The sequence below is a fragment of the Vibrio aestuarianus genome (genome assembly GCF_028858425.1).
Taxonomy (GTDB): Bacteria; Pseudomonadota; Gammaproteobacteria; order Enterobacterales; family Vibrionaceae; genus Vibrio; species Vibrio aestuarianus.
On record NZ_JAKNYQ010000001.1, the window covers coordinates 990,499 to 1,016,994 of the forward strand.

Genomic DNA, 26,496 nt, shown 5'->3' on the forward strand with positions numbered 1-26,496 from the left:
TAAAATAGTCAATTGAAAGTGATTGGTCGCTAAATATTGCATAAAAATAGTGATGATGATCTCTATTTTGATCTTTAGTTTGGAACTAAATTATTATTTCATTTTGTTGCATTATTAGTGTGATTTTTGTCTCATTATCGATTGCGTTGTCATTGTTTTATGCAAATCGATAAACCAACATTTTTGGTTAGTGATCGTTTTTTGCTTGGTATCGTATTGAGAGATATTAATTATGAAGAGTGGTGAATAATGGAAGAACTAATGTTGTTCCCTCTAGCCTCAGTCGTTCTGCCAGAAGGGAAGATGAAGCTAAGGATATTCGAATCAAGGTACAAGAGAATGGTCACTAAGTGTTGTCAAACTGACTCTACGTTTGGTATTTGTTTGTTTGATAATAAAGCGAAAAATAAGTCAAGCTACTTATCTGAGTTTGGGATATTGGTAAAAATTGTTGATTTTGAGGCACTTGATGATGGGCTATTAGGAATAACGGTTTTAGGCATCAAGCGTTTTAAGATAACTAACCTAAGAACAGAGTTTGATGGATTGAGAGTTGCTCAAGTTTCGAGCTTGCCGAATTGGTCAGTCAGGGAACTACAAAAGCATGAATTTTATTTAAGTGAACAATTACAAAAGGTTTATAAACAGTTTCCTAAGCTTGCTGAAATGTATCCCCTCTGCTTTTTTGATGATGCAAGTTGGGTTGCTCAGCGGTGGTTAGAATTACTCCCCTTATCTAACCAACAATTTGATTACTTAATGCAACAGCAAGATGCGAGCGATGCGTTAGATTTTCTTTTGGGAGTGATCGAAGTCTCTCATTAACGAAGTGATAAAAGAAAAGCTATAGTTACAAGAGTGATCGATTTAGCCTTATCATTCGTACATAGAGTCTAACGGTCAAAATCATTTTTCAAAAAATGAGACTTCTAAGGAAAGAGCGTAGCATCATGAGTGATTCTCAACATAACGTGCAACCAACAGAGCGCTATACCAAGCAAGATTGGGCCGAGTGTATGGAGCGAGTAAAATTGAGAGACAAACAGGCGTTTGCTGTCGTGTTTCACTATTTTTCCCCACGCTTGCAGCAATTTGCTTATAAACATGTCGGTAATGAACAGGTCGCCTTAGAAATGGTTCAAGAAACCATGGCAGCGGTTTGGCAAAAATCGCATCTATTTGACAGTGCTAAAAGTGCGCTGTCTACATGGATATACACTATCGCCAGAAATTTATGCTTTGACTTGTTACGCAAGCAAAGAGGGCGGGAGTTGCACGTTTATGCTGATGATATTTGGCCAACTGATTATTGCCCACCGGATTTGGTGGAACATTACAGCCCCGAGCATGAAATGCTCAAAGAACAGGTGCTGAAGTTTTTAACCTTGCTTCCTGAGGCTCAGCAAGCAATAGTGAAAGCGGTTTATCTAGAAGAGCTGCCACAGCAGCAAGTGGCTGAAATGTTTAACATTCCTTTAGGTACAGTCAAATCGCGGTTGCGATTGGCTGTAGAAAAATTAAGACAATCGATTCAAGCGGAGCAGTTATGAGCCATCATCCAACTAACGAGTTACTTAAAAGTTATGCCAATGGTTCGATTGATGCCGCGCACGGCCTTATGGTATCAGCTCACATCGAACATTGTGCTCATTGCCGCAACGTGGTCGAACAGTTTGAAGCTGTGAATGCTCGAGCTGCTTTTGAATCGAATTCACAACCGATCGGTGAACAGTCAATAGCCGTGACAGATTTTGAACGAATGTTTGACAATATCGTGTGTTTAGAGACCATTAGCCCATCAGCGATGATGAAGCGCCCACCTAAATATGTTGAAGTTAACGGTAAAAGGTTCGAGTTACCTAGTTCACTTGGTAACTTACTTGACCGAATGGGTGAGTGGCGAAGTTATGGGGGCAAGGTGTTTAGTGCTCATCTTGATCTCGATGAAGAAGCACGGGTTAATTTTATGTACATCAATCGTGATGTTCATATTCCACAACACACTCATAAAGGGATTGAATCAACGCTTGTTCTACACGGTGGTTTTAGTGATGAAGATGGCCACTACGATACAGGGGCTTTTATTCAGCGTGATGCTAGTGTTAAACACAGTCCTTATACTAAGGCGAGTGAAGATTGCTTGTGTTTGACAGTCTTAACCGAACCGATGTTGTTCACGCAAGGTGTAGCGAGAGTCTTTAATTTATTTGGTAAAGGGCTTTATCCATAACGCTAACAATTTTATCCTGCTGCAGTGGTGTTGGCTACGTTCGGTCACCCCAATCACATAGCATGCCTATGTGATTGGGGATTCACTCACTTGCCGCCTACTGCAACGCCAAGTAGTTTTTCCTCGTAATCCAACATCATCTGTGAGTAACAGAATATAGGTAAGGATTAGAGTTGAGTTTCTTGTTGCTGCTGACTTTCATCTGTATCTCTTTGCCGAGCTTTATCGAGTAAATCGGTAAAGTAATGACGCAGTGAGTAAAGCATGATCAAACTTGGAATGACCATCAAAGCGGTAACTACAAAGAATATTGACCAATTATCTAAGTAATCCACTAACTCACCACTAAATGAGGCCAAGGTCGTTCGGCCTAAATTACCGAGTGAAGCCAGCAGTGCATATTGAGTGGCAGAAAAAGCTTGCCCAGTGAGCACCGTTAGGAAGGAAACAAACGCAACGGTGGAAAAGGCTGTGGTGAAATTGTCAACAATGATGGTGGCAAGGAATAGATGCTCATTTGGCCCAACTTGCGCGATCCATGAAAACATCAGGTTACTAGCTGACATCGCGATACCGCCGATCATCAAGCCGCGCACAATACCAAATCTAACATTGAACATGCTACCGACTAAGGTAAAGAACAATGTTGCTCCCCAACCAATGAGCTTCGAATAATGACCGATTTGCTCATTGCTAAAGCCGATCTCCTTATAGAAAGGAATCGACATACGGCCTAGGAAGGCCTCACCAATCTTAAATAAGAACACGAACAACAGCAAAGTGAGTGCGACTTGAACACCGTTGCGTTTGAAGAAGTCTAAAAATGGTTCAACAACGGTCACGGTAAACCAAGCAGCAATTTTAGAACCAACCACTTCGCTATGTCTTTGTTCCGCTTGGCGCTGTAGGGCTTCACGCAATGTTTTTGGTTCACCCACAAGTAGGGTAAACAGCATTAATACGGCCACGCAAACAGCCATTCCGTAGTACACACCATTCCAACCAATAGCATCGGCATTAACAAAAGCAAGGTAGCCAGGGAGTGAATAACCTGTCCACCATCCCATCACGGCCATTGCTGAAGCTTGAGGAAGTTTACTGGCTTGCGATTTTGGAAATGAATCAATACGAAATGCATCAATAGCGATATCTTGAGTCGCTGAAGCAATCGCAATAGCCAATGCTAGCATTGACGTGAACATTAAATCATTGGCCGGGTTGACCCCTGCGATAAATAATGTGCAGGCAAGAATGATCGATTGACAAAAGAAGACCCAACTACGCCGCTGACCAAGCAGTGGAGTGAGGAGCGGTAGCTTAACGCGGTCGACTAATGGGGCCCATAAAAAGTTTATCGCATAGACCGCAAATACACTGCCAAAATAACCAATAGCGGCACGAGTTAAGCCAGCATCTTTTAACCAACCAGACATATTGGAGCCGATAAGAACCCAAGGGAAACCGCTAGAGCAGCCCATCATAAATACCCACAGCAAGCGCTTATCAAGATAGCTACGAATGGTTTCCATCCACGTTAAGGCTGGAGTAGTTGAAGGCATAAAACAAATCCTTATGATGAAAGTAACGTGAGTGTGGTTATTTTCAGAAAGTGAAACGCCGATGAAATCGGCGTTGGTATGGTTATTTTTCTAATGTCACTTTGGTTATCACAATTGGCTCAACGGGGACGTCTTGCATTCTACCTTTTGAATGGGTGGGTTGTTGCGCCATTTTTTTTACAACGTCAAAACCTTGTGTGACTTTACCAAATACGGCGTAGCCTGGTGGGCGAGCACCATAGTTAAGAAAATCATTATCAACTAGGTTGATGAAAAATTGGCGAGTCGCTGAGTTTGGATCACTGGTACGAGCCATAGCAATGGTAGCAGTGTCATTCTCTAAACCATTATTTGCTTCATTTTTGATCGGGGCGTAGGTATCAAGCTGATTTAAATCCGCATCGAAGCCGCCACCTTGCGCCATAAAACCAGGGATAATACGGTGAAATTGACTTCCTACATAACTACCATCTTCAACATATTTGATAAAGTTGGCTACCGAAACTGGCGCTTTTTCTTGATTAAGCTCGACAGTAAATGAACCTAAGTTGGTTTCAAACTGCACGTTTGGTGCTGCAAATACTGAACAACTGGCCAGTGCTAAGGTTGTGATAAGTGAACGTAACATTAAAAACGCTCCTGCATGTAGCTTTTCAGTTCACTGTCATTGGCAATCTCTTTAAGCACTAAGTTGACGACATCATTGAGTACCATTTCAATATCTTCGTTAGATGCGCTGAGTTTTCCAGAGCGTTTGGCGGTGCCATTGAAGGTTTTTACTAATTTACCCTTAGGCGTTTCGGCGGTTATCTCTAGCGTTACATTGCCATCCATTTCATTGGCCATCACACTGTGTTTTACCGTGACCAGAGCCTCTTGGATCTCTAAAGTGACGTTATTTTCACTATTAACGGTTAAGCGGAAACCTTGGGAGCCAAATTGTTCAGACAATGCGTTTTCTAATGCAATACGCACATTTTGTTTAGAGTGAATAGGCTCGATGTTTGAGCGGCCATTATCCACAAGAGCGACATATTGTGCTGAACGTACGTCTTTGCTCACAAAAGTAAAAGTGGCGTCTTTTACTAAGTCACTTTTGCTCATTGTGGCTGTCGGCATAAAGTTAATTTGCTCTTGTTGAGGCGCAGCACAAGCGGTGAGTAATGCGATTGAGGCTGCTAGAACCAGTTTTTTCATGGTTATTTCCTTTCCTATCTTTGCCTATTTAGTTGCTTGTAAGATAACAAATTTATTGTTGGTTGCGACAGTTTTAACCTGATCTTGGCCAAACAACCTTGCTAATTTTACATCGTAGCCGAGGTGACGATTACCGATCACTAATAATTGTCCACCTTTGTTAAGAACATGCTTTGCATCACAGAACATCTGCCAAGCGATGTGATCTGTAATGGTTTGTTGCTGATGAAACGGCGGGTTACACAATACTAAAAATGCACTGTCTTGTTTAAATCCATCCAAGCAGTTGTTAGTAATACATTGAATATTGCGATCTTCTCCCAAATTATCCATCAAGTTTTGTCTTGCAGATTCGACCGCCATGAAGCTTTCGTCAACGCAGGTAATTCGGGCTTGAGGGTTGAGTTGTCCCATTTTGACTGATAAGACGCCATTGCCGCAGCCGAGATCGATAACATGACGTAGATTCGGATCTTGAGGCAAGTGCTGCAGCAAAAAGCGCGCACCTAAATCGAGGCTTTCACCAGAATAGACATTCGGTAAATTTTTAAGATGAATTGATTCGCCATCAACATCCCACTCGACGAAAGAGTTGATCTCTTGAATCGGTGTGCAATTGGGTACGGAAAAGACGAGACGATGTTTTTTCCACGCAAGGGATGTGGTCGTTTCACCTAAATATTTTTCAAATAATTTAAGCGTGGATGTATGAATCTCTTTCGCTTTATTTACTGCTATCACCGGACAGCTTGTGGGGAGCTGATTGCGCAATTGGACAAGCTGCCATATTAAATGACGATTACTTTTAGGTAATTGAAATAAAACGAGATCGATATGCTGTGGAATGTCATCCATAGTAGTGAGCAACTCGATTTCATTGCCACCATTATTGTGTAAGTTTTTTAATGTCCCACGATGAGATATAAAAGAATCACTCATCATGGTGACGTGATGATTTTGTGAAAACCAACACGATAAGGCGCCAAAACTATCGTTTAGAATCAGAATCCGTTTGCCAGCATCTAAACCTTGCTCCTCAACGTAATTAATTACATATTCATCACCGGCATCCCATGCTTGTAATGTTTCATTGGTACGTTTAGGGAAGCGATGTAAGCTCAATGAGCGTTCATGCAACGTTAGCTCTGTTTTCATCATGTGTGTATGTCATTGTGTGAATTGCTGCCACATTGTCGCAAATGGCAAGGAAACAAGAAACCAAAACCTTTCTCAATCCTAGTGGTCTAGGTAAACTAATCAACGTTATGTTCCGTATTTAAGTATCTCGTCCATCCTTTGACGTGATAAGGAAAAGGTATGATTCAAAGTATCATTGAAAAAAAGCTGCACCAAGCGTTTAACCCTGACTATTTAAAAGTCGAAAACGAAAGTTACATGCACAATGTTCCGGCTGGTTCTGAAAGTCATTTTAAAGTCATCATTGCGAGTGAACTTTTTGAGGGCGCTCGTTTGATTGCTCGACATCGACAAGTTAACCAAGTACTGGCGGAAGAATTGGCAAGCCATATCCATGCATTATCAATGCATACTTACACCCCTCAAGAATGGAAAGAACAGACAAGTGGCGCGCCTGATAGCCCAATGTGCATGGGGGGCGGTAAATAAAAAATCATTGGATGTTTGATTGGTGTAGTGAGTGTTTGATTTGTTTTTGAGCTGAATATTAACAGTGTGACAACAAATTCTTAGGTTAGGCAGGTTAAGACAGGTTGTTTCAATTGGTGATTAAAAATAAACACCTAGTTAGATTGTGGAATTGACTATTTGTGCGATGCTTCAAACTTATGACTATTCGCTAGCCTTTGATATTCAATATTTTCGAAATAAAACCCGTTATCAGGGGATTGGTCGTGGCATCGAGTTCCGAAAAAATGCTAGACTACCGCACCTAATGGATCTGTCGCATCGTATGTGATGAGATTATTAAAAGGATGTTGCGATTTTGGCGTTTTAAACAAGCCGAAAGCGGACACAAATAAATGTCGTGTCTAAGGCTGGTTTAACTTTCATTTGGCCTCTTTCCAAGAACGACCATGAAAGATAAACAAGCTTTGAATTTACGCAAATTAAAAGAATCTTTTTCCCGATAAAATAGTGCAAGTGCGTATGATTACAATAAAAAAGGGTTTGGACCTTCCTATTGCAGGAACTCCATCCCAGGTGATTAATGATGGTAAAACCATCACTAAAGTCGCCTTGCTTGGCGAAGAGTACGTCGGCATGCGTCCTACAATGCATGTTCGCGTAGGCGATGAAGTAAAGAAAGCTCAAATTCTTTTCGAAGATAAAAAGAATCCCGGTGTGAAATTTACTTCACCAGCAAGCGGTAAAGTTATTGAAGTGAATCGTGGTGCTAAGCGTGTTCTTCAATCTGTAGTGATTGAAGTAGCAGGTGATGAGCAAATCACGTTTGATAACTTCGAAGCCAACCAATTGGCAAGTCTTGACCGTGCAACGGTTAAAACTCAGTTAGTTGAGTCTGGTCTTTGGACTGCGTTGCGTACTCGTCCGTTCAGCAAGGTTCCAGCAATTGAGTCTTCAACTCAGGCTATTTTTGTCACAGCAATGGATACCAATCCATTAGCGGCAAAACCTGAAGCGATCATTAACGAACAGTCTGAATCGTTCGTTGCTGGGCTTGATATTCTCTCAACGCTAACAGAAGGTAAGGTTTACGTTTGTAAATCAGGTACCAGTCTGCCGCGATCTTCTCAATCAAACATTGAAGAACATGTTTTTGATGGTCCTCATCCAGCAGGTCTTGCTGGTACTCACATGCATTTCCTCTATCCAGTTAGTGCTGAAAATGTGGCGTGGAGCATCGGTTACCAAGACGTCATTGCTGTTGGTAAATTGTTCCTAACCGGTGAGCTATACACTGACCGTGTAATATCACTTGCTGGCCCTGTGGTAAATAACCCTCGTCTTATTCGTACTCAGATCGGCGCTAGCCTTGAAGAGCTAACGGATAACGAATTGATGCCTGGTGAGGTTCGTGTGATTTCTGGTTCAGTACTTTCGGGTACTCATGCTAGTGGTCCACATGCTTATCTTGGTCGTTATCATTCTCAGGTTTCCGTCCTTCGTGAAGGCCGTGACAAAGATTTTCTTGGCTGGGCGATGCCTGGTAAGAATAAATTCTCTGTAACTCGTTCTTTCCTTGGTCACTTATTCAAAGGTCAGTTGTTCAATATGACAACGACTACCAATGGTAGTGATCGTGCAATGGTGCCAATCGGCAACTATGAAAAAGTGTTGCCATTAGATATGGAACCAACATTGCTACTTCGTGATCTATGTGCCGGTGACATCGATAGCGCTCAGCGTTTAGGTGCTTTGGAACTAGACGAAGAAGATCTCGCATTGTGTACCTTTGTATGTCCTGGCAAATACGAATATGGTCAACTACTTCGTGAGTGCCTAGATAAGATTGAGAAGGAAGGGTAATTTTCATGGGCCTTAAAAAGTTTCTTGAAGACATCGAGCATCATTTTGAGCCTGGTGGTAAACATGAAAAATGGTTTGCCTTGTATGAAGCAGCGGCAACGCTTTTCTACACGCCTGGTTTAGTAACAAAAAGAAGCTCGCACGTTCGTGATAGCGTTGACTTAAAACGTATCATGATCATGGTTTGGCTAGCGGTGTTCCCAGCAATGTTCTGGGGCATGTATAACGTTGGTCATCAAGCTATTACTGCTCTAAACCACTTATATGCTGGCGCTGAACTGGCTGGTGTTATCAGTGGAAACTGGCACTACTGGTTAACCGAAATGCTTGGTGGCACATTAAGTGCCGAAGCCGGTTGGGGCAGTATGATGTTACTTGGGGCAACGTACTTCTTACCAATCTACGCAACGGTATTTATTGTTGGTGGTTTCTGGGAAGTCTTGTTCTGTATGGTGCGTAAGCACGAAGTAAATGAAGGCTTCTTCGTTACTTCTATCCTTTTCGCCTTGATTGTTCCGCCAACATTGCCTTTATGGCAAGCCGCTTTGGGTATTACCTTTGGTGTAGTTGTAGCGAAAGAGATCTTCGGCGGTACAGGTCGTAACTTCTTAAACCCTGCACTTGCGGGACGTGCGTTCTTGTTCTTTGCCTACCCAGCTCAAATCTCAGGAGATGTCGTTTGGACTGCTGCTGATGGTTTCTCTGGTGCAACTGCTCTTAGCCAATGGGCTCAAGGCGGTAATGGCGCACTGATGAACAAAGTAACCGGTGAAGCGATCACGTGGATGGATGCTTTTGTTGGTAACATTCCTGGCTCTATTGGTGAAGTTTCAACACTAGCTCTTGCGATTGGTGCGGCGTTTATTGTGTACATGGGCATTGCTTCATGGCGCATTATCGCTGGTGTTATGATCGGTATGATTGCTATCTCAACAGTGTTTAATGTAGTTGGTTCAGACACTAATGCAATGTTCAACATGCCATGGCATTGGCACCTAGTTTTAGGTGGTTTTGCGTTCGGTATGTTCTTCATGGCAACAGACCCTGTATCCGCTTCATTTACCAATAAAGGTAAGTGGGCATACGGCATTCTGATTGGTGCAATGTGTGTAATGATTCGTGTGGTTAACCCTGCATACCCAGAAGGTATGATGCTGGCGATTCTATTTGCGAACCTATTTGCACCTCTGTTCGACCACGTGGTTATTGAGAAGAACATCAAGCGGAGACTAGCGCGCTATGGCAAGTAATAACGATAGCATTAAAAAGACGCTGTTTGTTGTTATCGCATTGAGCTTAGTGTGCTCAATCATCGTATCGACAGCGGCGGTTGGCCTGCGTGATAAGCAAAAAGCAAACGCAGTGCTTGATAAGCAAAGCAAAATTGTTGAAATGGCAGGTCTTCAAGCCGAAGGTACTGTGCCTGAGCTATTTGCTCAGTACATTGAACCTCGTCTTGTTGACTTTGATAGCGGTGATTTTGTTGAAGGTGATGCAGCTAATTACGACCAACGTAAAGCTGCAAAAGTACCAGCAGAGTCTATCAAGCTAACAGCTGAACAAGATAAAGCGAAAATTCTTCGTCGAGCTAACACGGGTGTTGTTTACCTAGTGAAGAATGGCGATGAGATTTCTAAAGTGATTATTCCTATTCATGGTAATGGTCTGTGGTCAATGATGTACGCATTTGTGGCTGTAGAAACCGATGGTAATACCGTGTCTGGTATCACTTACTATGAACAAGGTGAAACTCCGGGATTGGGTGGTGAAGTTGAAAACCCATCATGGCGTGCTCAATTCATCGGCAAGAAATTGTTTGATGAAAACCACCAGCCAGCAATTAAAATTGTTAAAGGTGGTGCTCCAGCAGGTTCTGAGCATGGTGTTGATGGTCTATCAGGTGCCACATTAACCAGCAACGGTGTTCAACACACATTTGACTTCTGGTTAGGTGATATGGGCTTTGGTCCATTCCTAGCAAAAGTTCGTGACGGAGGTCTGAACTAATGTCTAGCGCAAAAGATCTTAAAAAGAGCATTCTAGCGCCAGTATTGGATAACAACCCAATCGCGCTACAAGTTCTTGGGGTTTGTTCTGCTCTTGCGGTAACGACCAAACTCGAAACGGCATTTGTAATGACACTGGCGGTAACCTTTGTAACCGCATTGTCTAATTTCTTCGTTTCAAGCATCCGTAACCACATACCTAACAGTGTGCGTATCATCGTTCAAATGGCGATCATCGCTTCGTTAGTTATCGTAGTAGACCAAATATTGAAAGCTTATCTTTATGATATATCTAAGCAGCTTTCAGTATTCGTTGGTTTGATCATTACTAACTGTATTGTTATGGGTCGTGCAGAAGCTTTCGCGATGAAATCTGCGCCAATTCCATCATTTATTGATGGTATCGGTAACGGTCTTGGTTACGGTTTTGTATTGATTACTGTTGGTTTCTTCCGTGAACTTCTAGGTTCAGGCAAGCTATTTGGTATGGAAGTGCTACCTCTAGTAAGCAACGGCGGTTGGTATCAACCCAACGGTTTAATGCTACTAGCCCCTTCGGCATTCTTCCTCATTGGTTTCATGATTTGGGCAATTCGTGTGTTCAAACCTGAACAAGTAGAAGCGAAGGAGTAAGGACGTCATGGAACATTATATTAGTTTGCTAGTGAAATCGATTTTCATCGAAAACATGGCGCTTTCTTTCTTTTTAGGTATGTGTACATTCCTTGCGGTATCTAAGAAAGTAAAGACCTCTTTTGGTTTAGGTGTAGCGGTTGTTGTGGTTCTGACTATTTCAGTACCAGTGAACAACTTAGTTTACAACCTAGTACTGAAAGAGAATGCTTTGGTTGAAGGCGTCGATCTGACATTCCTTAACTTCATTACCTTTATCGGTGTTATTGCGGCGTTAGTACAGATTCTAGAAATGATCTTGGATCGTTTCTTCCCGCCTTTGTACAACGCATTAGGTATTTTCCTACCGTTGATCACCGTAAACTGTGCCATCTTTGGTGGTGTATCCTTTATGGTTCAACGTGATTATAACTTCACAGAATCAGTAGTATATGGTTTCGGTTCGGGTGTAGGTTGGATGCTTGCAATTGTCGCTCTTGCCGGCATTCGTGAAAAAATGAAGTACTCAGACGTGCCTCCGGGTTTACGTGGTTTGGGTATCACCTTCATCACCGTAGGTTTGATGGCGTTAGGCTTTATGTCTTTCTCCGGTGTTCAACTGTAAGTCGGGTAAACCGCAACAATAAAGGAATAGTCAATGGACATTATTCTTGGTGTAGTGATGTTTACTCTGATTGTTCTAGCACTCGTATTAGTGATTTTATTCGCTAAATCGAAGCTAGTACCAACAGGTGACATTACAATCTCAATTAATGGCGATGCTGATAAAGCCATCGTAACCACGCCAGGTGGTAAGCTACTTAGCGCGCTAGCTGGTTCTGGTGTATTCGTATCATCTGCTTGTGGTGGTGGTGGCTCTTGTGGTCAGTGCCGCGTTAAAGTGAAATCTGGCGGTGGTGATATTCTACCTACCGAGCTTGACCACATTACTAAAGGTGAAGCTCGTGAGGGTGAGCGTTTAGCGTGTCAGGTTGCAGTTAAGACTGACATGGATATCGAACTTCCAGAAGAGATCTTTGGTGTTAAAAAATGGGAATGTACCGTTATCTCTAACGATAACAAGGCAACATTCATCAAAGAGCTTAAGCTGCAGATCCCTGATGGCGAATCCGTACCTTTCCGTGCGGGTGGCTATATTCAGATTGAAGCGCCAGCTCACCACATCAAATACTCAGACTTTGATGTACCTGAAGAGTATCGTGGCGACTGGGATAAGTTTAACTTGTTCCGCTACGAGTCTAAGGTAGATGAAGATATCATCCGTGCTTACTCAATGGCTAACTACCCAGAAGAGTTCGGTATTATTATGTTGAACGTGCGTATTGCTACGCCGCCACCAAATAATCCTGACGTACCACCAGGTCAAATGTCATCGTTTATTTGGTCACTGAAAGAAGGTGATAAGTGTACGATCTCTGGGCCATTTGGTGAGTTCTTCGCGAAAGACACTGATGCAGAGATGGTCTTCGTCGGTGGTGGTGCTGGTATGGCGCCGATGCGCTCTCATATCTTCGACCAACTGAAGCGTTTGAAGTCAACTCGTAAGATGTCTTACTGGTACGGTGCTCGTTCTAAACGTGAAATGTTCTACGTGGAAGATTTCGATGGCTTAGCGGCTGAGAATCCAAACTTCGTATGGCATTGTGCGCTTTCAGACCCAATGCCGGAAGATAATTGGGACGGATACACAGGTTTCATCCACAATGTATTATACGAAAACTATCTTAAGGATCATGAAGCTCCTGAAGATTGTGAATACTACATGTGTGGTCCACCAATGATGAACGCTGCGGTTATCGGCATGCTGAAAGATCTTGGTGTAGAAGATGAAAACATCCTTCTTGATGACTTCGGTGGTTAATTTACCTCGATAGTTAAGTGATGGCTGGCTCTTAGGGGTCAGCCATTTGTTTTTATTCTCATTGTAATTGAAGTTTGATAATTTTTTTAAAAGGTTCAAATTCTACAATCGATAATGGTTGATTGAGTTGATATAGCAAATAGGAATGCAACTTCTTTCCTATATCCACTTTTCATTGATAGGAGTAAACAAGTGAAAAAATGGCTTGTTGCGTTAGCTTCTCTACTTGTGTTGGCGGGTTGTGAAAAACCAGTCGAGCAAGTGCATCTTAGCGGCCCGACGATGGGTACCACATACAATATTAAATACATTAAAGCAGACGGCATTCCTAGCTCTGAAAGTGTACAAAAAGAAGTCGATCGTTTATTGGAACAAGTCAATGATCAAATGTCGACTTATCGTAAAGATTCAGAGTTAAGCCGCTTTAATCAGTTTCAGGAGACAACGCCTTTCACTGTATCGAGCCAAACGGCTATTGTTGTGAAAGAAGCGATCCGACTGAATCAACTGACTTTGGGTGCGCTAGATGTCACTGTTGGGCCTCTGGTTAATCTATGGGGGTTCGGCCCAGAAGCTAGACCTGATGTTGTGCCTACTGATGCCGAATTAGCAAACAGAATGGCAAACATCGGTATTGAACATTTATCGGCAACAAGTACTACACTGAGTAAAGATCTTCCTAATCTTTATGTCGATTTATCTACAATAGCGAAAGGCTGGGGAGTTGATGTGGTTGCTGACTATATTCACTCGCAAGGTATTGAAAATTACATGGTTGAAGTCGGTGGTGAGATGCGCTTGAAGGGGGTAAACCGAGATGGCGTCCCTTGGCGAATTGCTATTGAAAAACCCACTATTGATGAGCGTACGATTCAAGAAATTATTGAACCTGGTGATTTGGCGATAGCAACATCTGGTGATTATCGTAATTACTTCGAACAGGATGGCATTCGCTATTCTCATATCATTAATCCTGAAACGGGTAAGCCGATTAATCATAAAGTCGTGTCGGTTACCGTGCTTGATGCTTCATCAATGACCGCTGATGGTTTAGCGACCGGGTTAATGGTACTTGGTGAAGTCAAGGGAATGGAAGTGGCTGAGCAGCAGCAGATCCCAGTGTTTATGATTGTGAAAACAGACAACGGGTTTAAAGAGATTGCATCGACAGCTTTTAAGCCCTATTTAAATAAAAGTGAGTAAGCCATGAGTACGTTTTTCATTACATTCGGTGTTTTTTTATGTGTGATTGCCGCGATGGCAGTTGGCTACGTATTTCAAAAGAAAGTAGTTAAAGGCAGTTGTGGTGGGCTTGGTGCTGTGGGGATTGATAAAGTATGTAACTGTCCAGAACCATGTGATGCACGTAAAAAGCGAGAAGCAAAAGCCGCCGCTAGGGCTGAGAAATTAGCCGCGTGGGAAAAAGATCGCATTGCGTAATTGGTGCAATCACTACATTTAAAAGCCTGCATTGTTGCAGGCTTTTGCTTTTTAAATAATCAAAAAATTCCAATCTATCAATAGTCATAATATACTGTCTATGCATACAGTTTTGAGCGGTTGTTAGAAGTGGAAGATAAAGTTAGAAAAATCATTCATATTGATATGGACTGCTTTTTTGCTGCGGTAGAAATGCGTGATAATCCAGCCTATCGACATCGCCCTTTGGCGGTTGGGGGGCATGAAAAGCAGCGCGGCGTATTAAGTACTTGCAATTATGAAGCGAGAAAATTTGGTGTGCGCTCTGCTATGCCTACCGCACACGCTTTGAAATTGTGTCCCAATTTGTTAGTGGTTCCTGGGCGAATGTCTGTCTACAAAGATATTTCCGTACAAATTAGACAAATTTTTCAGCGATATACCTCAGTCATAGAACCACTATCTTTAGATGAGGCTTTCTTGGATGTGAGTGATTCGTGCGACTGCCAAGGCAGTGCTACACTCATTGCACAAAAAATACGTGATGAAATTTGGAATGAACTACAGCTGACGGCATCTGCGGGTGTTGCTCCAATAAAGTTTCTAGCGAAAGTCGCCTCTGATATGAATAAGCCTAATGGACAATTTGTGATACCACCCGACAAGGTTCAGCAAGTAGTGGATGAATTGCCGTTAGAAAAAATCCCAGGAGTTGGTAAGGTCAGTCTAGAAAAGCTTCATCTGGCGGGGCTTTATAAATGTAAAGATATAAAGCAAAGTGATTATCGAGAATTATTGCGTCAGTTTGGACGGCTAGGTGCTTCGTTGTGGAAAAAAAGCCACGGCATAGATCCAAGAGAGGTGGTGACTCAACGGGAGCGGAAATCGGTTGGTGTTGAACGAACATTCAGTGAGAATATTTCAACCTATAGTGAGTGTTGGCATGTAATTGAATCTAAACTTTATCCTGAACTAGAAGTGAGGCTTCGTAAAGTTAGCCCGGATAAGTCCATTATAAAGCAAGGTATAAAAGTTAAGTTTGCAGACTTTCAGCTCACCACTATCGAGCATCTACATTCCAGCTTAGAATTGGATGATTTTCGGCATTTATTAGAAAGTATTTTGCAGCGTCAGCATGGAAGAGAAATTCGATTATTAGGCTTAACAGTGATGTTAAAACCTGAAGAACTAAATAAGCAACTGAGTTTTTTCTAACTTTATTTGGTTAATAACAACCACACTTAGGTTATTTCTGGTTTAAATTGTATTGGCAACTATTGGTGAAATGGTGTGATTTACTGACAAGTTATTAACTCATTGAATGTTTATTTTTGATATGTTTCCCCACAATGTTACTCATGAGATAGAACGATGAAAAAAATAATATTACTAGCGTCGATGCTGCTAAGTTCGCCGTTATGGGCCGCACAGTGCCGAGTGAATGTTGGTCATGAAGTTCATTTGGATGGTGAGAAAGTTGAGATCATTAAAACCTCTACCGATAAAGTGCTGATGGATGACCAGAATAACTTATACATTCATGGTGAGAGGGTCGAATTAGATGCTGAACAGCAATCAGCGTTGGAGAAATATCAAGAAGATATCAATACGGCATTGCCGAAAGCGAAGCAATTAGCCAGCGATGGTCTCGCTTTAGCTAATGATATTCTTGATGATGTTGCGGCCAGTATTGATTCACCAAACGCTTTCGATAAGGTTAAGCAGTCAATGACAGAGTTTTTTGCCGATATTGAAAGTCGTTATTACCAAGGTGATGATTTAGTGTTACCAGCTCAAACTTTTGAATCGATGAGTGAAACATGGGCTGAAGATTTTGAAAAGGCCAAGGCTTTGTTCAATCAAGAGTTTATAGCTAGTGCATTTGAGGCGCTGTCGAGCAAAATGCAGCAAGAGGGTGGGTTAAATCTAACCGAACTGGCAAATACCATGGCTGAGCTTAAAGACAAACTCGCTGTGCGTATAAATGAGTATTCCAATCAAATCCAAAAAGAGAACGACGATTTTTGTGAGTCTCTCGACAATATGGTTGAGCAAGAACAACAATTGCATCAAAAAATACCTGAACTAAAAGATTATCAGGTGTTTACCATCTAAACTTAGGGAGTGTCTTTTTCTCATCCTAACTTCGTTACAGTGACTGATGGTTTGAACATTGCTTAAAAATTTTAGTTTAAAATGGTTAACCGCTTGGGTATCGGTAACAGTCGTTGTACTGTTTGTTCTGTGCTACCTACTTTTTAAGTATATGTGGTCTTATGATCGCGCAGTAGAGCATGCTTTGTCTTTACAACAAAGTGAAGTAAAACGTGTTCAAACCGTTATTAATATGGCAAAAGCGGAGTTAGAAGCTTCATTAGCCGATTACGCTGCTTGGAATGAAATGGCAGATTTCATTCGTAATCCAACGGATGAGTTTGTTCAAGATGACATTGGATCTCATGCTTTTGAATCTAACTCGCTGAATGGTATTTTTATTTTTGACCCCAATGTGCAACTGGTTTGGGGATTAAGATATGATTACGAAACGGGTAAGGAAATTAGTTATGATTCGATACGCTATCGCTTTGGTGAACTTCTTGTTGATGCGATGAGAAAAGAACAAAGTTTTGTCGACCCAACCATCCGTTTTATTGTTATCGACAATGCTCCATTTATCATTGGAACTTCAAGGGTTTGTAACAGCGGTGGCTCCGAGTGTAATAAAGGTTATTTGATATTTTTAAAGCAAATCAACGACAAGTTTTTAAATGGAATTGAACAAGCGACAGGAATCAGTACCGATATACTTGTTCGATCAATCAATCAAGATGTTTTGCTTAAGCCGATTAGTAATATTACCTATCTTGAAATGCTGGATTACCGTAACCACTCAACGGTATTAATTCAAGTCAATCACAGTGTTAAGATCCCTCCTTTTATTCATTGGCAAGAATTGTCGATGCTGGCTGTTTTTTCTGTCTTGATGTTTTTCTTCAACCTGACTGTTGTGAATAAGCTGGTCAAACCGATAACCGATGCTAATAAAGTATTAGATCAATTTCAAAATTCAGGCGGAAAAATGCCGCATGAAGGCACATTTATATCCAAAGAGATGAAAGCTTTTTCACGGACGATCAACCAGATAGTGACGGAGTTAGAAACAAGCCGCGCTGAGTTGAAGTGGCAGTCAGAACATGACCCACTGACGCGAATTGCCAATCGACGCCGCCTCGAAAAGGTTTTTAAAAGCTATATAACTCGGTATAAGTTTAGATACATCACACTATTTTTAATCGATATTGATCACTTTAAACTTTTTAATGACAACTATGGGCACTTAGACGGTGATAAAGCGTTGAAAGCGGTGGCTGAGTGTTTAGAAAGTCTTGAGTTTGATGGTCGTGGGGAAAAACTTGTTGCTCGTTTTGGCGGTGAAGAGTTTTGCGTGGTACTGGCAAGTGATATGGAAATAGACAGTGAATTGTATGGAGAGAAGTTAGTCAATGCCGTTGAGTTAATGCATATTGTGCATCAGTTTTCACCATCAAATAACGTTTTATCAATCAGTGTTGGTGGTGTTGAAATTGATACTCCTAAGCTCAATGATTATTTAGATTTTTATCACGCCGCCGATCGAGCGTTATACTCTGCAAAAGCGCAGGGTAGGGGACGTTATCTAGTGCAAAAGTTTCAAGCAAACCCCAAAACACAACTCTCTGTTCAATAATATTTACATCCGACCATTATTCTAATTGCCGATTGTTTGCTTAATAAATAGGCAATCTAATTGCTCATTATCGCGCTTTGCATTAGTGTACTAGCCTGCTAGTTTATTGATATCTGTGTGAGTGGTATGACGCAATCTAATTCTCGTGAACTGTTTGGTTCTCGCCTTGGTTTTATTTTAGCAGCAGCGGGTGCAGCCGTTGGCCTTGGTAATATTTGGGGGTTTCCAACGCAAGCAGCCAGTAATGGCGGTGGTGCTTTTCTGTTGGTCTACTTAGTGATGATTATGGTTGTTGCCTTCCCTATGCTCGTTGTTGAAATGGCGATTGGTCGCTTTGGGCAAGCAAACCCTGTCGATAGTATGCGTTCACTCACTGCTAATCCAGTCGCGAAGGCTATCGGAGGAGTTGTTGGTTGGATAGGCTTGAGTGTTCCTAGCGCTGTACTTGCTTTTTATAGCATTGTAGGTGGTTGGTTAATTTGCTTTCTCCTTGGCGCGGTCACGGATCTGCTTGGTATGGCTGAAATGACTGCTTGGTTTAAAGGCTTTAGCGTTGAGAGAAATCTATTTGGGACGCTTATTTTTTATGTTTTGACGATTCTCATTGTCCAAGGTGGAGTCAAGCAAGGGATAGAAAAGTGGTCTACTCGCTTGATGCCCGCATTATTTATATTGTTTGGTGTTTTATTTATTTACATCATGACTCAATCGGGCGCAATGGAGGGGTTACAGCACTATTTGATCCCTGATTTCTCTAAAATTTGGGACAAGCAGCTATTATTGGCTGCAATGGGACAAGGATTCTTCTCTTTGACCATTGGTGGCTGTTCGATGCTGATTTACGGTTCGTATTTAAGTAAGAAAGAAAACTTACCTAAGATGGCATTTAACGTAACACTTGTTGATACCGCTGTTGCTTTTATCGCCGGTTTAGTGGTATTGCCAGCTATGTTCGTTGCCATGCATAAAGGTGTGCAGATCTATGCTGAAGACGGCTCATTGCTAAGTTCTGATACATTAGTTTTTACTGTGTTACCGCTGATGTTTGATAGTTTGGGATGGTTAGGGCAAGTATTTTCGATAGTGTTCTTTACCCTTTTGACAATTGCCGCATTAACTTCTTCTATTTCAATGTTGGAATGCCCCGTTGCTTTAGTGAGTGAGCGTTTTAATACAGCGCGAACACCAACAAGCTGGATTTTAGGTGGTGCGATTGCCAGCATCAGTGTGATTATTGTTTATAACTTTGCTGAGCTATTTGGGCTGGTCGCGATGTTAGCTACACAGTACTTGCAACCTATGGCTGCGCTTATGTTTTGTCTGTTTGGTGGCTGGGTATGGAATCGCTACAGCAAGGTCAAAGAACTTGAGCAAGGTTTCCCTGAATTCCAATTGGGTTGGTTTGGTAAAATTTGGCCGTGGTATGTGAAGTTTGTTTGCCCAGTTCTAGTGACTACGGTGATATGGGCATCGTTTAGCTAAATCGAAATAAAATGAGTGAAAAGCACGCCCTTATTGAAAAGGGCGTGCTTTTTATTTAGAGCTAGACCATTGAAGGTGGGGTAATGTGACCTGTAGTTAATGGTTCTAAATCGGTATCTGCAACTTCTTCAATGAAGTCTCCAACGACTTGTTCAACCATATCATCACTTTGTGAGAAGTATGCAAGGTGAAAAACCGCATCGCCCTCATTAACCAAAGGCAAAGTTTGCTGACCAATGACAATGCCACCTTTATTCGCTTTTAATTCAACCTCAACGTGGCCTAATGGTGAGTTGATATAAGCCAGAACTTGGCCTTTTTCTACTTTATCACCCAAGGTGACTACGGTTCTTAAAATGCCATCGCTTTCAGCTCGTAGCCAACTGGTTGATTTTGCAATGATCGACGTCGGGATCGATTTTCTGCTTTTTCTCATCATACCGATAGCTTGCATGGTTCGTTTGACACCAACAATGCCTGCGTTGATAGCAATAGGATCAAATTTTAAGGCTTCACCTGCTTCGTAGGTTAGTACCGTAATGCCAGATTTTTCAGCTTCACTTCTCAGAGAACCATTGCGCAGTGGCGAATCGATAATCACTGGCGTCGCAAAAGATTGAGCCACACGTAATGTTTCTGGGTTCGATAGGTCGGCGCGAATCTGTGGCAGATTGGTGCGGTGAATCGCCCCCGTGTGTAAGTCAATAATGTAGTCACAGCGCAGTGCGACTTGAGAAAAGAATGTGTGTGCCATACGAGAGGCTAAAGAGCCTGTTTCGCTACCGGGAAAGCAGCGATTGAGATCTCGTCTATCAGGTAAGTAACGTGATTTATGGATGAAACCAAATACGTTTACAATGGGTACAACGATCAGCGTTCCTTTAAGTTTCAAAGGATCAACTGAGTTAATTAACTGACGTACTATCTCAACACCATTGAGTTCATCACCATGAATAGCGGCATTGACCATGAGTGTTGGACCTGACGAAATTCCGTTTATGATTTCGATGGGAATGGATAAAGGGGAGTGTGTATAAAGCTTAGCGGCTTCTAGTTCGATAGCTTTCCGTGTTCCTGGGGGAATGACTCCCCCCAGAAATTCAAATTCCTTATTTTTTTTAACCTTTGCCACGCGTTTTTGTTCCTTTTGTTGCCGCATTTTTTTCGATAAATTCGACAATCATCCCTGCAATATCTTTACCAGTTGCGGCCTCAATACCTTCCAGACCAGGAGATGAGTTTACTTCCATGACAAGTGGGCCACGTTCTGATCTTAATAGATCAACACCAGCAACGTTAAGCCCCATTATTTTTGCAGCCTCGATAGCAGTGCGTCGTTCTTGAGGGGTAATCTTAATTAAAGAAGCTGTACCACCACGGTGAAGGTTTGAGCGGAATTCCCCCTCAGCACCTTGACGTTTCATCGCTGCAATGACTTTATCACCAATCACAAAACAACGAATATCAGCGCCACCCGCTTCTTTGATATACTCTTGCACCATGATGTTGGCCTTAAGGCCCATGAATGCTTCAATGACACTTTCTGCTGCTTTGCGCGTTTCCGCTAACACTACACCGATGCCTTGTGTTCCTTCAAGTAATTTAATCACCACTGGAGCACCGCCAACCATTTCGAGTAAGTCTTTAACGTCATCGGGCTTGCTAGCAAAGCCAGTGATCGGCATACCAATACCTTTACGCGACAATAGTTGCATTGAACGTAGTTTGTCTCGAGAACGGCTGATCGCAACCGATTCATTGACAGGATAGACTCCCATCATCTCAAATTGACGTAAAACAGCAGTACCATAAAAAGTAACTGAAGCGCCGATACGAGGAATAACCGCATCAAACCCCGCCAACTCTTCACCTTTAAAGTGAATTTCTGGCTTGTCTGAATTGATATTCATATAGCAACGTAACGCGTCGATAACCTTGACTTGGTGACCACGATCTTTACACGCTTCAATCAAACGTTTGGTTGAATAAAGCGAAGAGTTACGTGACAGAATACCAATTTTCATTATTTGTGCTCCTCGAAAGCGATTAAAAAGGATTGTGTTGGGTCAACGACAATCTTATTGTGCATAGCGGTACGGCCTAACAGCATGCGAAAAGCCATGTTTTCACGGTTGGTTAAGGTGATCTCTATTGGCCATATTTGACCACCTAAACTGACTTCAGATTCAATCACGTAACGTGTTTCTTCATGGCCGCCTGAATCACGTACGGTACGTTCATCTACCACTTTTGCTTCACAAACGACGACTTTTTCATCATTCCGCTGTAAAGGGTGGATCCAAAAGCGAACCCAAGGCGCTTCTTCTTTAGTAAAGCTTTCTACTTTAAATGCGTGTAAGCAAGACGTACGAGCTCCGGTATCTATTTTTGCTTTGATTTTTTCAATACCTAACGCTGGAAGGCAAAGAGTTTCCCGCCATCCGACAATCATTTTTTCTTTCATCGCAGTTTCAATCTTTTTGAGAATTAAAGATAACGCTAAGGATTAAGCGCTATCATCGATACAACAACGTGCTGTAATCGCTAGAAGAGAGTGTGGTGAATAACTCTAGGAACTTCAAGGGGGCGAACTCTAACAGTGGCTTAAAGTGTGCGCTAATGAATAAATTTTTTCTTATCGATAAATTTTTTTGATAGAAATCAAGTGAAAACAAGATACCGGGCTAGATAGCCCGGTAAAGTCATTAATTATGCTTTGGTTGGGATAGCTTCCAGTAGAGCAACCATCTGATCCCAGAAAAGATCCACAGTGTCGATTTTTACCTTTTCATCTGGGGAGTGAGGGAATTTGATTGTAGGGCCAAATGAAACCATATCCATTTCAGGATAAGGTTTTTTGAACAGGCCACATTCAAGTCCTGCGTGGATAACCATGATATTTGGTTTATGACCGTAGATACCTTCATACATATCACGGAAAATAGCCATGATTTCAGAATCTGCATCAGGCTTCCAGCCAGGATAGGCGCCAGAAAATTCAATCTGAGCACCAGCAAGTTCAGCGACAGAGGTCAGCATACCTTCAACTTGGCTGCGACCAGAGTCAATCAAAGAACGGATCAAACAAAGGACTGTTACGCTATTTTCTGCCGTAGTAATCACGCCAACGTTCAGTGACGTTTCAACCACACCTTCAATTTCATCGCTCATGCGGATCACGCCATTTGGACATGCATTTAACGCCGCAATAAAACGCTGTTGGTCTGCGATAGTAAATACAGTTTTAGCATCATCTTGCACTTCATTGAAAGAAACGATACTGGTTTCAACACGTCCAAGTTCTTCTTTAAGAAGGTCTGTGTAGAAGCCAAATAGTTGATCCAGCTTTGCTTCATTTTCTTTAGGTAAGGCAACAGTGACAAAAGCTTCACGAGGAATCGCGTTACGCAAGCTACCACCACGAAACTCAACTAGGCGCAGTTCAAGTTGTTGTGCGTGGCCAGCTAAAAAGCGAGCAAGCAGTTTATTAGCATTACCGCGACCAGTATGGATGTCGCAACCTGAGTGGCCGCCTTTTAAGCCTTTCAATGTCAATTGACGAGTGACATAGTTACTTGGCGTGGCATCACGTTCAATACTAAATGTCATTGAGCCATCAATGCCGCCTGCGCAGCCCATGTATACTTCGCCTTCTTGCTCTGAGTCAGTGTTCAGAAGAATGTCGCCTTCTAGCCAACCTGCTTCTAGACCGAAAGCACCAGTCATTCCCGCTTCTTCATCGATTGTCAGCAGTACTTCAATAGGACCGTGTTTGATCTCATTAGAAGCCAAAACCGATAGACAAGCAGCCATACCAATGCCGTTGTCAGCACCCAAGGTTGTACCTTTAGCTGTTACCCACTCACCGTCGATGTAAGGCTGAATAGGATCTTTAGCAAAGTCATGTTGCGTATCTTCGTTTTTCTGCGGCACCATATCGATATGTGCTTGTAACACGACACCTTTTTTATGTTCCATTCCTGGAGTGGCTGGTTTTTTAATAAAAACGTTACCGGTTGGATCGCGGCGAACTTCTAAGCCTTGCTCTGTTGCCCACTGAATAATGTATTGAGCAAGCGCTTCTTCATGCTTAGAGGGATGTGCAATAGCACAGATTTTATCGAAAAATTGCCAGATAGGTGTAGATGATAACTTACTGATTTCAGGATAGAACTCAGACACGGAAGGCTCCTTTTATTTGAGTTTGCCAGATCAAGGTGAATAAGATGGTTCTCTGGATAGAGATTGATCATAGCGTGACTTTTGTTATTCACAGCATACCACTCTAGGCAATAGGCGAGTAGCCTGCTTTGAGAGGAATTATTTGAGTGAAATCATTGTTGGACCGTACATAGTGTACAAAGGAGATTACAAATAGGTGTTTAGGCTCTTATTAATAACGACTAGTACTTATGATTAAATTGACATTAATGTAATTTAATTACCAAAAATGAATGACACAGATCAATAAAAGAAAAATATGTGATTCAAATCACCAAAGTGGTTGTAATTTAATTTCTTGGTGGTATATTTGTAACCAACTTCGAAAGCGAAGAAAAAATGCTCAAAGGATGAGTCCGTTTTATCGCCTCCAGGGAACCGAGAAATCAAGTAATATTCAATTGATTTAATAAGGTGATAGTTATGAAAGGTTTACCATCTGCAATGTTCTGGCTAAACAAATCTGTTTATACAAGTAACTTTGCATACCCAACAAGCTTTGGTTACTAAGACTCAAAGCATGTTATCTGAACGTTATGTTCACCCCCTATATATTGGAATTTTTTGACAGTCAATTTGACTTAGATGATTCGCCGCCACCTCAATGAGGTGGCGTTTTTTTATCTGTAATTTGGCTTTCATTACTTCAAATCACTGCGCTAACCATCCTAATAAATTGATGAATTTGCAATCAAAATCCCTTGTTTTTATGGGATTTAACTCATATTGACAGCCAAATTTCCTTCATATCAAAACAAATTGCGTCTGGAATTTGTGATCTGATGTCTCTATAATCCACAGCCAATCGATTACGCAACCGTTTACTTTTTACCTTTATAGGACTCGATCATGCTCGAAAGGCTATTCAAACTCAGTGAAAATGGCACCAACGTGCGCACTGAGGTTATCGCAGGGATTACCACCTTCCTTACGATGGCATACATTATTTTTGTTAACCCTGCGATCTTAGCGGATACAGGTATGGATCGCGGTGCCGTATTTGTTGCTACTTGTCTAGCGGCAGCTATTGGCTGTTTTATCATGGGCTTTGTTGCAAACTACCCAATCGCCCAAGCTCCAGGGATGGGGTTAAACGCATTCTTCACTTATGCGGTTGTGCTTGGCATGGGTTATACATGGCAAGTTGCTTTGGCGGCGGTGTTTGTTTCTGGGATCCTGTTTATATTCCTCAGCATATTTAAAATTCGTGAATGGATTATCGAATCTATTCCTATGTCATTGCGGACAGGCATCTCAGCGGGTATTGGCCTTTTCCTTGCTTTTATTGCATTGAAAAATGCAGGAATTGTGGTCGATAACCCGGCAACATTAGTGTCTGTTGGTGCGATTACTTCATTACCTGCGGTGTTAGGTGCCATTGGTTTCTTCTTAACTATTGCTTTGGTGCACCGTGGTCTGAAAGGTGCCGTTATGATCGCTATTCTAGCGGTAACTGGCCTTGGTTTAATATTTGGTGATGTGCAATGGCATGGTGTTATGTCGACACCACCAAGTATTGCTCCAACATTTTTACAGCTTGATTTCTCAGCCATTTTTGAAGTTGGTATGATTTCAGTGGTTTTTGCTTTTTTGTTTGTCGATTTATTTGATACTGCTGGTACCTTGGTTGGTGTGGCACAAAAAGCAGATTTAATTGGTAAAGATGGCAAAATTCCTCGCTTGAATAAGGCACTGCTTGCCGATTCAACCGCGACTTCTATTGGTGCGCTATTGGGAACGTCTAACACCACTTCTTACATTGAAAGTGTCGCTGGTGTTTCTGCGGGTGGTCGTACAGGTTTAACCGCCGTGGTCGTTGGCATTTTATTCTTACTTGCATTATTCTTCTCGCCATTAGCTGGAATGATCCCTGCGTATGCAACGTCAGGTGCATTGTTTTATGTGGCCATTTTGATGCTTTCTGGCCTAGTGAGTATTGATTGGCGCGATCTGACTGAAGCGGCTCCAGTCGTTGTCACTTGTTTACTGATGCCTTTGACATTCTCTATTGCAGAAGGTATTTCACTTGGTTTTATCGCCTATGCAGCCATTAAGCTGTTTAGTGGCAAAGGGCGCAGTGTATCGATGAGTGTGTGGGTTATGGCTGCTATCTTCATCTTCAAATACATCGCCTCTGCGTAATGGCAGGCAGATTATTTAAATTATTAGATTTATAACAATTAGGTTTATAACAATGAGCAATAAATTCGTTATCACTTGGGACAACATGCAGACTTACTGCCGTCAATTAGCAGAAAAGCAAATGCCTGCAGAACAATGGAAAGGTATTTGGGCTGTCAGTCGTGGTGGTTTAGTACCTGGTGCAATCTTGGCTCGTGAATTGGGAATTCGTCACGTTGATACCATCTGTATCTCTAGTTACGATCATGATCATCAGCGTGATATGACCGTCATTAAAGCACCAGAAGGTGATGGTGAAGGTTTCTTGATTGTTGAAGACTTAGTTGACAGTGGTGATACAGCTCGTAAATTACGTGAAATGTACCCTAAGGCTAAATTAATTGCGGTTTGTGCTAAACCTTCAGGTGTTGATTTATTGGATGACTATGTTGTCGATATTGCTCAAGACACTTGGATCGAACAGCCTTGGGATATGACGATTCAGTACGCTGAACCTATCAATCGTAAACAAAAATAAATCTTTTTGTGTTTATTTGAAAAAGGCCCTTTAT

At 41.9% G+C, this 26,496-nt stretch carries 27 protein-coding genes; 19 read left to right on the plus strand and 8 right to left on the minus strand.

Going from position 1 to position 26,496, the window contains the following annotated elements; all coding sequences use genetic code 11:
• Nucleotides 1-249: 249 nt before the first annotated feature.
• The 3 genes from MCT08_RS04665 to MCT08_RS04675 all read left to right on the plus strand — a co-directional run bounded on the left by MCT08_RS04665 (nt 250) and on the right by MCT08_RS04675 (nt 2,230).
• A complete protein-coding gene (locus MCT08_RS04665) occupies nt 250-825 on the plus strand; it encodes an LON peptidase substrate-binding domain-containing protein (protein WP_168521255.1) in 576 nt (191 codons plus the stop codon).
• A 122-nt stretch (nt 826-947) separates the two neighbouring features.
• Nucleotides 948-1,550, plus strand: a complete 603-nt coding sequence (locus MCT08_RS04670) for an RNA polymerase sigma factor (RefSeq protein WP_261914617.1) — start codon at nt 948-950, stop codon at nt 1,548-1,550.
• Entirely contained in the window at nt 1,547-2,230 is a 684-nt protein-coding gene (locus tag MCT08_RS04675; RefSeq protein WP_274677971.1) for a ChrR family anti-sigma-E factor, read from the plus strand. Before MCT08_RS04670 ends, MCT08_RS04675 begins: the two co-directional genes overlap by 4 nt.
• Nucleotides 2,231-2,397: 167 nt before the next feature.
• On the opposite strand, the gene MCT08_RS04680 is transcribed toward MCT08_RS04675, so the two are convergent.
• From MCT08_RS04680 to MCT08_RS04695, 4 genes are all read right to left on the minus strand, one after another.
• A complete protein-coding gene (locus tag MCT08_RS04680) occupies nt 2,398-3,789 on the minus strand; it encodes an AmpG family muropeptide MFS transporter (protein ID WP_168786569.1) in 1,392 nt (463 codons plus the stop codon).
• Between the two features lie 82 nt (nt 3,790-3,871).
• On the minus strand, nt 3,872-4,417 hold the full coding sequence (locus MCT08_RS04685) for a peptidylprolyl isomerase (RefSeq protein WP_274677972.1): 546 nt from the start codon (nt 4,415-4,417) through the stop codon (nt 3,872-3,874).
• A complete protein-coding gene (locus MCT08_RS04690) occupies nt 4,417-4,986 on the minus strand; it encodes a YajG family lipoprotein (protein ID WP_053310886.1) in 570 nt (189 codons plus the stop codon). The genes MCT08_RS04685 and MCT08_RS04690 overlap by 1 nt, the downstream gene beginning before the upstream one ends.
• 24 nt (nt 4,987-5,010) lie before the next feature.
• Nucleotides 5,011-6,141, minus strand: a complete 1,131-nt coding sequence (locus MCT08_RS04695; protein WP_274678650.1) for a methyltransferase — start codon at nt 6,139-6,141, stop codon at nt 5,011-5,013.
• 162 nt (nt 6,142-6,303) lie between these two features.
• On the opposite strand from MCT08_RS04695, the gene MCT08_RS04700 reads away from it, so the two are divergent.
• The 13 genes from MCT08_RS04700 (at nt 6,304) to MCT08_RS04760 (ending at nt 19,582) form a co-directional block, all read left to right on the plus strand.
• Nucleotides 6,304-6,612, plus strand: coding sequence for a BolA family protein (locus MCT08_RS04700; RefSeq protein ID WP_053310887.1), 309 nt, complete (start codon nt 6,304-6,306; stop codon nt 6,610-6,612).
• 501 nt (nt 6,613-7,113) lie between these two features.
• Nucleotides 7,114-8,454, plus strand: a complete 1,341-nt coding sequence (locus MCT08_RS04705; RefSeq protein WP_168786571.1) for a Na(+)-translocating NADH-quinone reductase subunit A — start codon at nt 7,114-7,116, stop codon at nt 8,452-8,454.
• Nucleotides 8,455-8,459: 5 nt separating this feature from the next.
• On the plus strand, nt 8,460-9,704 hold the full coding sequence (locus MCT08_RS04710; protein WP_053310889.1) for an NADH:ubiquinone reductase (Na(+)-transporting) subunit B: 1,245 nt from the start codon (nt 8,460-8,462) through the stop codon (nt 9,702-9,704).
• On the plus strand, nt 9,694-10,461 hold the full coding sequence (locus MCT08_RS04715; RefSeq protein ID WP_053310890.1) for a Na(+)-translocating NADH-quinone reductase subunit C: 768 nt from the start codon (nt 9,694-9,696) through the stop codon (nt 10,459-10,461). The genes MCT08_RS04710 and MCT08_RS04715 overlap by 11 nt, the downstream gene beginning before the upstream one ends.
• The gene (locus MCT08_RS04720; RefSeq protein ID WP_053310891.1) at nt 10,461-11,093 is read left to right on the plus strand and encodes an NADH:ubiquinone reductase (Na(+)-transporting) subunit D; all 633 of its coding nucleotides are present in this window, start codon (nt 10,461-10,463) and stop codon (nt 11,091-11,093) included. The genes MCT08_RS04715 and MCT08_RS04720 overlap by 1 nt, the downstream gene beginning before the upstream one ends.
• Before the next feature lie 7 nt (nt 11,094-11,100).
• Nucleotides 11,101-11,697, plus strand: coding sequence for an NADH:ubiquinone reductase (Na(+)-transporting) subunit E (gene nqrE, locus MCT08_RS04725; protein WP_053310892.1), 597 nt, complete (start codon nt 11,101-11,103; stop codon nt 11,695-11,697).
• A 33-nt stretch (nt 11,698-11,730) separates the two neighbouring features.
• The gene (nqrF, locus tag MCT08_RS04730; protein ID WP_053310893.1) at nt 11,731-12,954 is read left to right on the plus strand and encodes an NADH:ubiquinone reductase (Na(+)-transporting) subunit F; all 1,224 of its coding nucleotides are present in this window, start codon (nt 11,731-11,733) and stop codon (nt 12,952-12,954) included.
• A gap of 192 nt (nt 12,955-13,146) precedes the next feature.
• A complete protein-coding gene (locus MCT08_RS04735) occupies nt 13,147-14,157 on the plus strand; it encodes an FAD:protein FMN transferase (protein WP_274677973.1) in 1,011 nt (336 codons plus the stop codon).
• A 3-nt stretch (nt 14,158-14,160) separates the two neighbouring features.
• Nucleotides 14,161-14,394 (plus strand): (Na+)-NQR maturation NqrM, encoded by a 234-nt coding sequence (gene nqrM, locus MCT08_RS04740; RefSeq protein ID WP_053310895.1) that lies wholly within the window; start codon nt 14,161-14,163, stop codon nt 14,392-14,394.
• A 129-nt stretch (nt 14,395-14,523) separates the two neighbouring features.
• Nucleotides 14,524-15,588: a DNA polymerase IV gene (gene dinB, locus MCT08_RS04745; RefSeq protein ID WP_053310896.1), complete on the plus strand. Its 1,065-nt coding sequence runs from the start codon at nt 14,524-14,526 to the stop codon at nt 15,586-15,588.
• A gap of 156 nt (nt 15,589-15,744) precedes the next feature.
• The gene (locus MCT08_RS04750; protein ID WP_274677974.1) at nt 15,745-16,488 is read left to right on the plus strand and encodes a YggN family protein; all 744 of its coding nucleotides are present in this window, start codon (nt 15,745-15,747) and stop codon (nt 16,486-16,488) included.
• Between the two features lie 151 nt (nt 16,489-16,639).
• A complete protein-coding gene (locus MCT08_RS04755) occupies nt 16,640-18,100 on the plus strand; it encodes a diguanylate cyclase (protein ID WP_274678652.1) in 1,461 nt (486 codons plus the stop codon).
• 126 nt (nt 18,101-18,226) lie between these two features.
• Complete coding sequence (locus MCT08_RS04760; RefSeq protein WP_274677975.1) at nt 18,227-19,582, plus strand: sodium-dependent transporter; 1,356 nt, start codon at nt 18,227-18,229, stop codon at nt 19,580-19,582.
• A gap of 61 nt (nt 19,583-19,643) precedes the next feature.
• Here the strand turns inward: MCT08_RS04760 and MCT08_RS04765 are convergent, their stop codons facing one another.
• The 4 genes from MCT08_RS04765 to MCT08_RS04780 all read right to left on the minus strand — a co-directional run bounded on the left by MCT08_RS04765 (nt 19,644) and on the right by MCT08_RS04780 (nt 23,764).
• Nucleotides 19,644-20,642 carry a succinylglutamate desuccinylase/aspartoacylase family protein gene (locus MCT08_RS04765; RefSeq protein WP_168523946.1) on the minus strand — a complete coding sequence of 333 codons (999 nt, stop codon included), beginning with the start codon at nt 20,640-20,642 and terminating at the stop codon, nt 19,644-19,646.
• Between the two features lie 58 nt (nt 20,643-20,700).
• Nucleotides 20,701-21,606, minus strand: a complete 906-nt coding sequence (rimK, locus tag MCT08_RS04770) for a 30S ribosomal protein S6--L-glutamate ligase (RefSeq protein WP_053310899.1) — start codon at nt 21,604-21,606, stop codon at nt 20,701-20,703.
• Nucleotides 21,606-22,046, minus strand: coding sequence for an ATP-dependent zinc protease family protein (locus MCT08_RS04775; protein WP_053310900.1), 441 nt, complete (start codon nt 22,044-22,046; stop codon nt 21,606-21,608). Before MCT08_RS04775 ends, rimK begins: the two co-directional genes overlap by 1 nt.
• A gap of 245 nt (nt 22,047-22,291) precedes the next feature.
• The gene (locus MCT08_RS04780) at nt 22,292-23,764 is read right to left on the minus strand and encodes an aminoacyl-histidine dipeptidase (protein WP_274677976.1); all 1,473 of its coding nucleotides are present in this window, start codon (nt 23,762-23,764) and stop codon (nt 22,292-22,294) included.
• A 462-nt stretch (nt 23,765-24,226) separates the two neighbouring features.
• Here MCT08_RS04780 and vcdP point away from each other — a divergent pair, with 462 nt between their 5' ends.
• The 3 genes from vcdP to gpt all read left to right on the plus strand — a co-directional run bounded on the left by vcdP (nt 24,227) and on the right by gpt (nt 26,462).
• Nucleotides 24,227-24,313: a small protein VcdP gene (gene vcdP / locus MCT08_RS18725; protein WP_481136297.1), complete on the plus strand. Its 87-nt coding sequence runs from the start codon at nt 24,227-24,229 to the stop codon at nt 24,311-24,313.
• 339 nt (nt 24,314-24,652) lie between these two features.
• Nucleotides 24,653-25,945, plus strand: coding sequence for an NCS2 family permease (locus tag MCT08_RS04785; RefSeq protein ID WP_053310902.1), 1,293 nt, complete (start codon nt 24,653-24,655; stop codon nt 25,943-25,945).
• Nucleotides 25,946-25,997: 52 nt separating this feature from the next.
• Nucleotides 25,998-26,462, plus strand: coding sequence for a xanthine phosphoribosyltransferase (gene gpt / locus MCT08_RS04790; protein WP_053310903.1), 465 nt, complete (start codon nt 25,998-26,000; stop codon nt 26,460-26,462).
• Nucleotides 26,463-26,496: the final 34 nt, after the last annotated feature.

Bases quoted from the DNA above. Each gene is read 5' to 3' on its own strand.
- MCT08_RS04685 (WP_274677972.1), bottom strand. From the start codon at position 4,417: ATGTTACGTTCACTTATCACAACCTTAGCACTGGCCAGTTGTTCAGTA.
- vcdP (WP_481136297.1), top strand. From the start codon at position 24,227: ATGAAAGGTTTACCATCTGCAATGTTCTGGCTAAACAAATCTGTTTAT.
- MCT08_RS04700 (WP_053310887.1), top strand. From the start codon at position 6,304: ATGATTCAAAGTATCATTGAAAAAAAGCTGCACCAAGCGTTTAACCCT.
- nqrE (WP_053310892.1), top strand. From the start codon at position 11,101: ATGGAACATTATATTAGTTTGCTAGTGAAATCGATTTTCATCGAAAAC.
- MCT08_RS04755 (WP_274678652.1), top strand. From the start codon at position 16,640: ATGTGGTCTTATGATCGCGCAGTAGAGCATGCTTTGTCTTTACAACAA.
- MCT08_RS04690 (WP_053310886.1), bottom strand. From the start codon at position 4,986: ATGAAAAAACTGGTTCTAGCAGCCTCAATCGCATTACTCACCGCTTGT.
- MCT08_RS04715 (WP_053310890.1), top strand. From the start codon at position 9,694: ATGGCAAGTAATAACGATAGCATTAAAAAGACGCTGTTTGTTGTTATC.
- rimK (WP_053310899.1), bottom strand. From the start codon at position 21,606: ATGAAAATTGGTATTCTGTCACGTAACTCTTCGCTTTATTCAACCAAA.
- MCT08_RS04695 (WP_274678650.1), bottom strand. From the start codon at position 6,141: ATGAAAACAGAGCTAACGTTGCATGAACGCTCATTGAGCTTACATCGC.
- MCT08_RS04760 (WP_274677975.1), top strand. From the start codon at position 18,227: ATGACGCAATCTAATTCTCGTGAACTGTTTGGTTCTCGCCTTGGTTTT.
- MCT08_RS04675 (WP_274677971.1), top strand. From the start codon at position 1,547: ATGAGCCATCATCCAACTAACGAGTTACTTAAAAGTTATGCCAATGGT.
- nqrM (WP_053310895.1), top strand. From the start codon at position 14,161: ATGAGTACGTTTTTCATTACATTCGGTGTTTTTTTATGTGTGATTGCC.
- MCT08_RS04720 (WP_053310891.1), top strand. From the start codon at position 10,461: ATGTCTAGCGCAAAAGATCTTAAAAAGAGCATTCTAGCGCCAGTATTG.
- MCT08_RS04710 (WP_053310889.1), top strand. From the start codon at position 8,460: ATGGGCCTTAAAAAGTTTCTTGAAGACATCGAGCATCATTTTGAGCCT.
- MCT08_RS04785 (WP_053310902.1), top strand. From the start codon at position 24,653: ATGCTCGAAAGGCTATTCAAACTCAGTGAAAATGGCACCAACGTGCGC.
- MCT08_RS04680 (WP_168786569.1), bottom strand. From the start codon at position 3,789: ATGCCTTCAACTACTCCAGCCTTAACGTGGATGGAAACCATTCGTAGC.
- MCT08_RS04665 (WP_168521255.1), top strand. From the start codon at position 250: ATGGAAGAACTAATGTTGTTCCCTCTAGCCTCAGTCGTTCTGCCAGAA.
- MCT08_RS04705 (WP_168786571.1), top strand. From the start codon at position 7,114: ATGATTACAATAAAAAAGGGTTTGGACCTTCCTATTGCAGGAACTCCA.
- nqrF (WP_053310893.1), top strand. From the start codon at position 11,731: ATGGACATTATTCTTGGTGTAGTGATGTTTACTCTGATTGTTCTAGCA.
- gpt (WP_053310903.1), top strand. From the start codon at position 25,998: ATGAGCAATAAATTCGTTATCACTTGGGACAACATGCAGACTTACTGC.
- MCT08_RS04750 (WP_274677974.1), top strand. From the start codon at position 15,745: ATGAAAAAAATAATATTACTAGCGTCGATGCTGCTAAGTTCGCCGTTA.
- MCT08_RS04775 (WP_053310900.1), bottom strand. From the start codon at position 22,046: ATGAAAGAAAAAATGATTGTCGGATGGCGGGAAACTCTTTGCCTTCCA.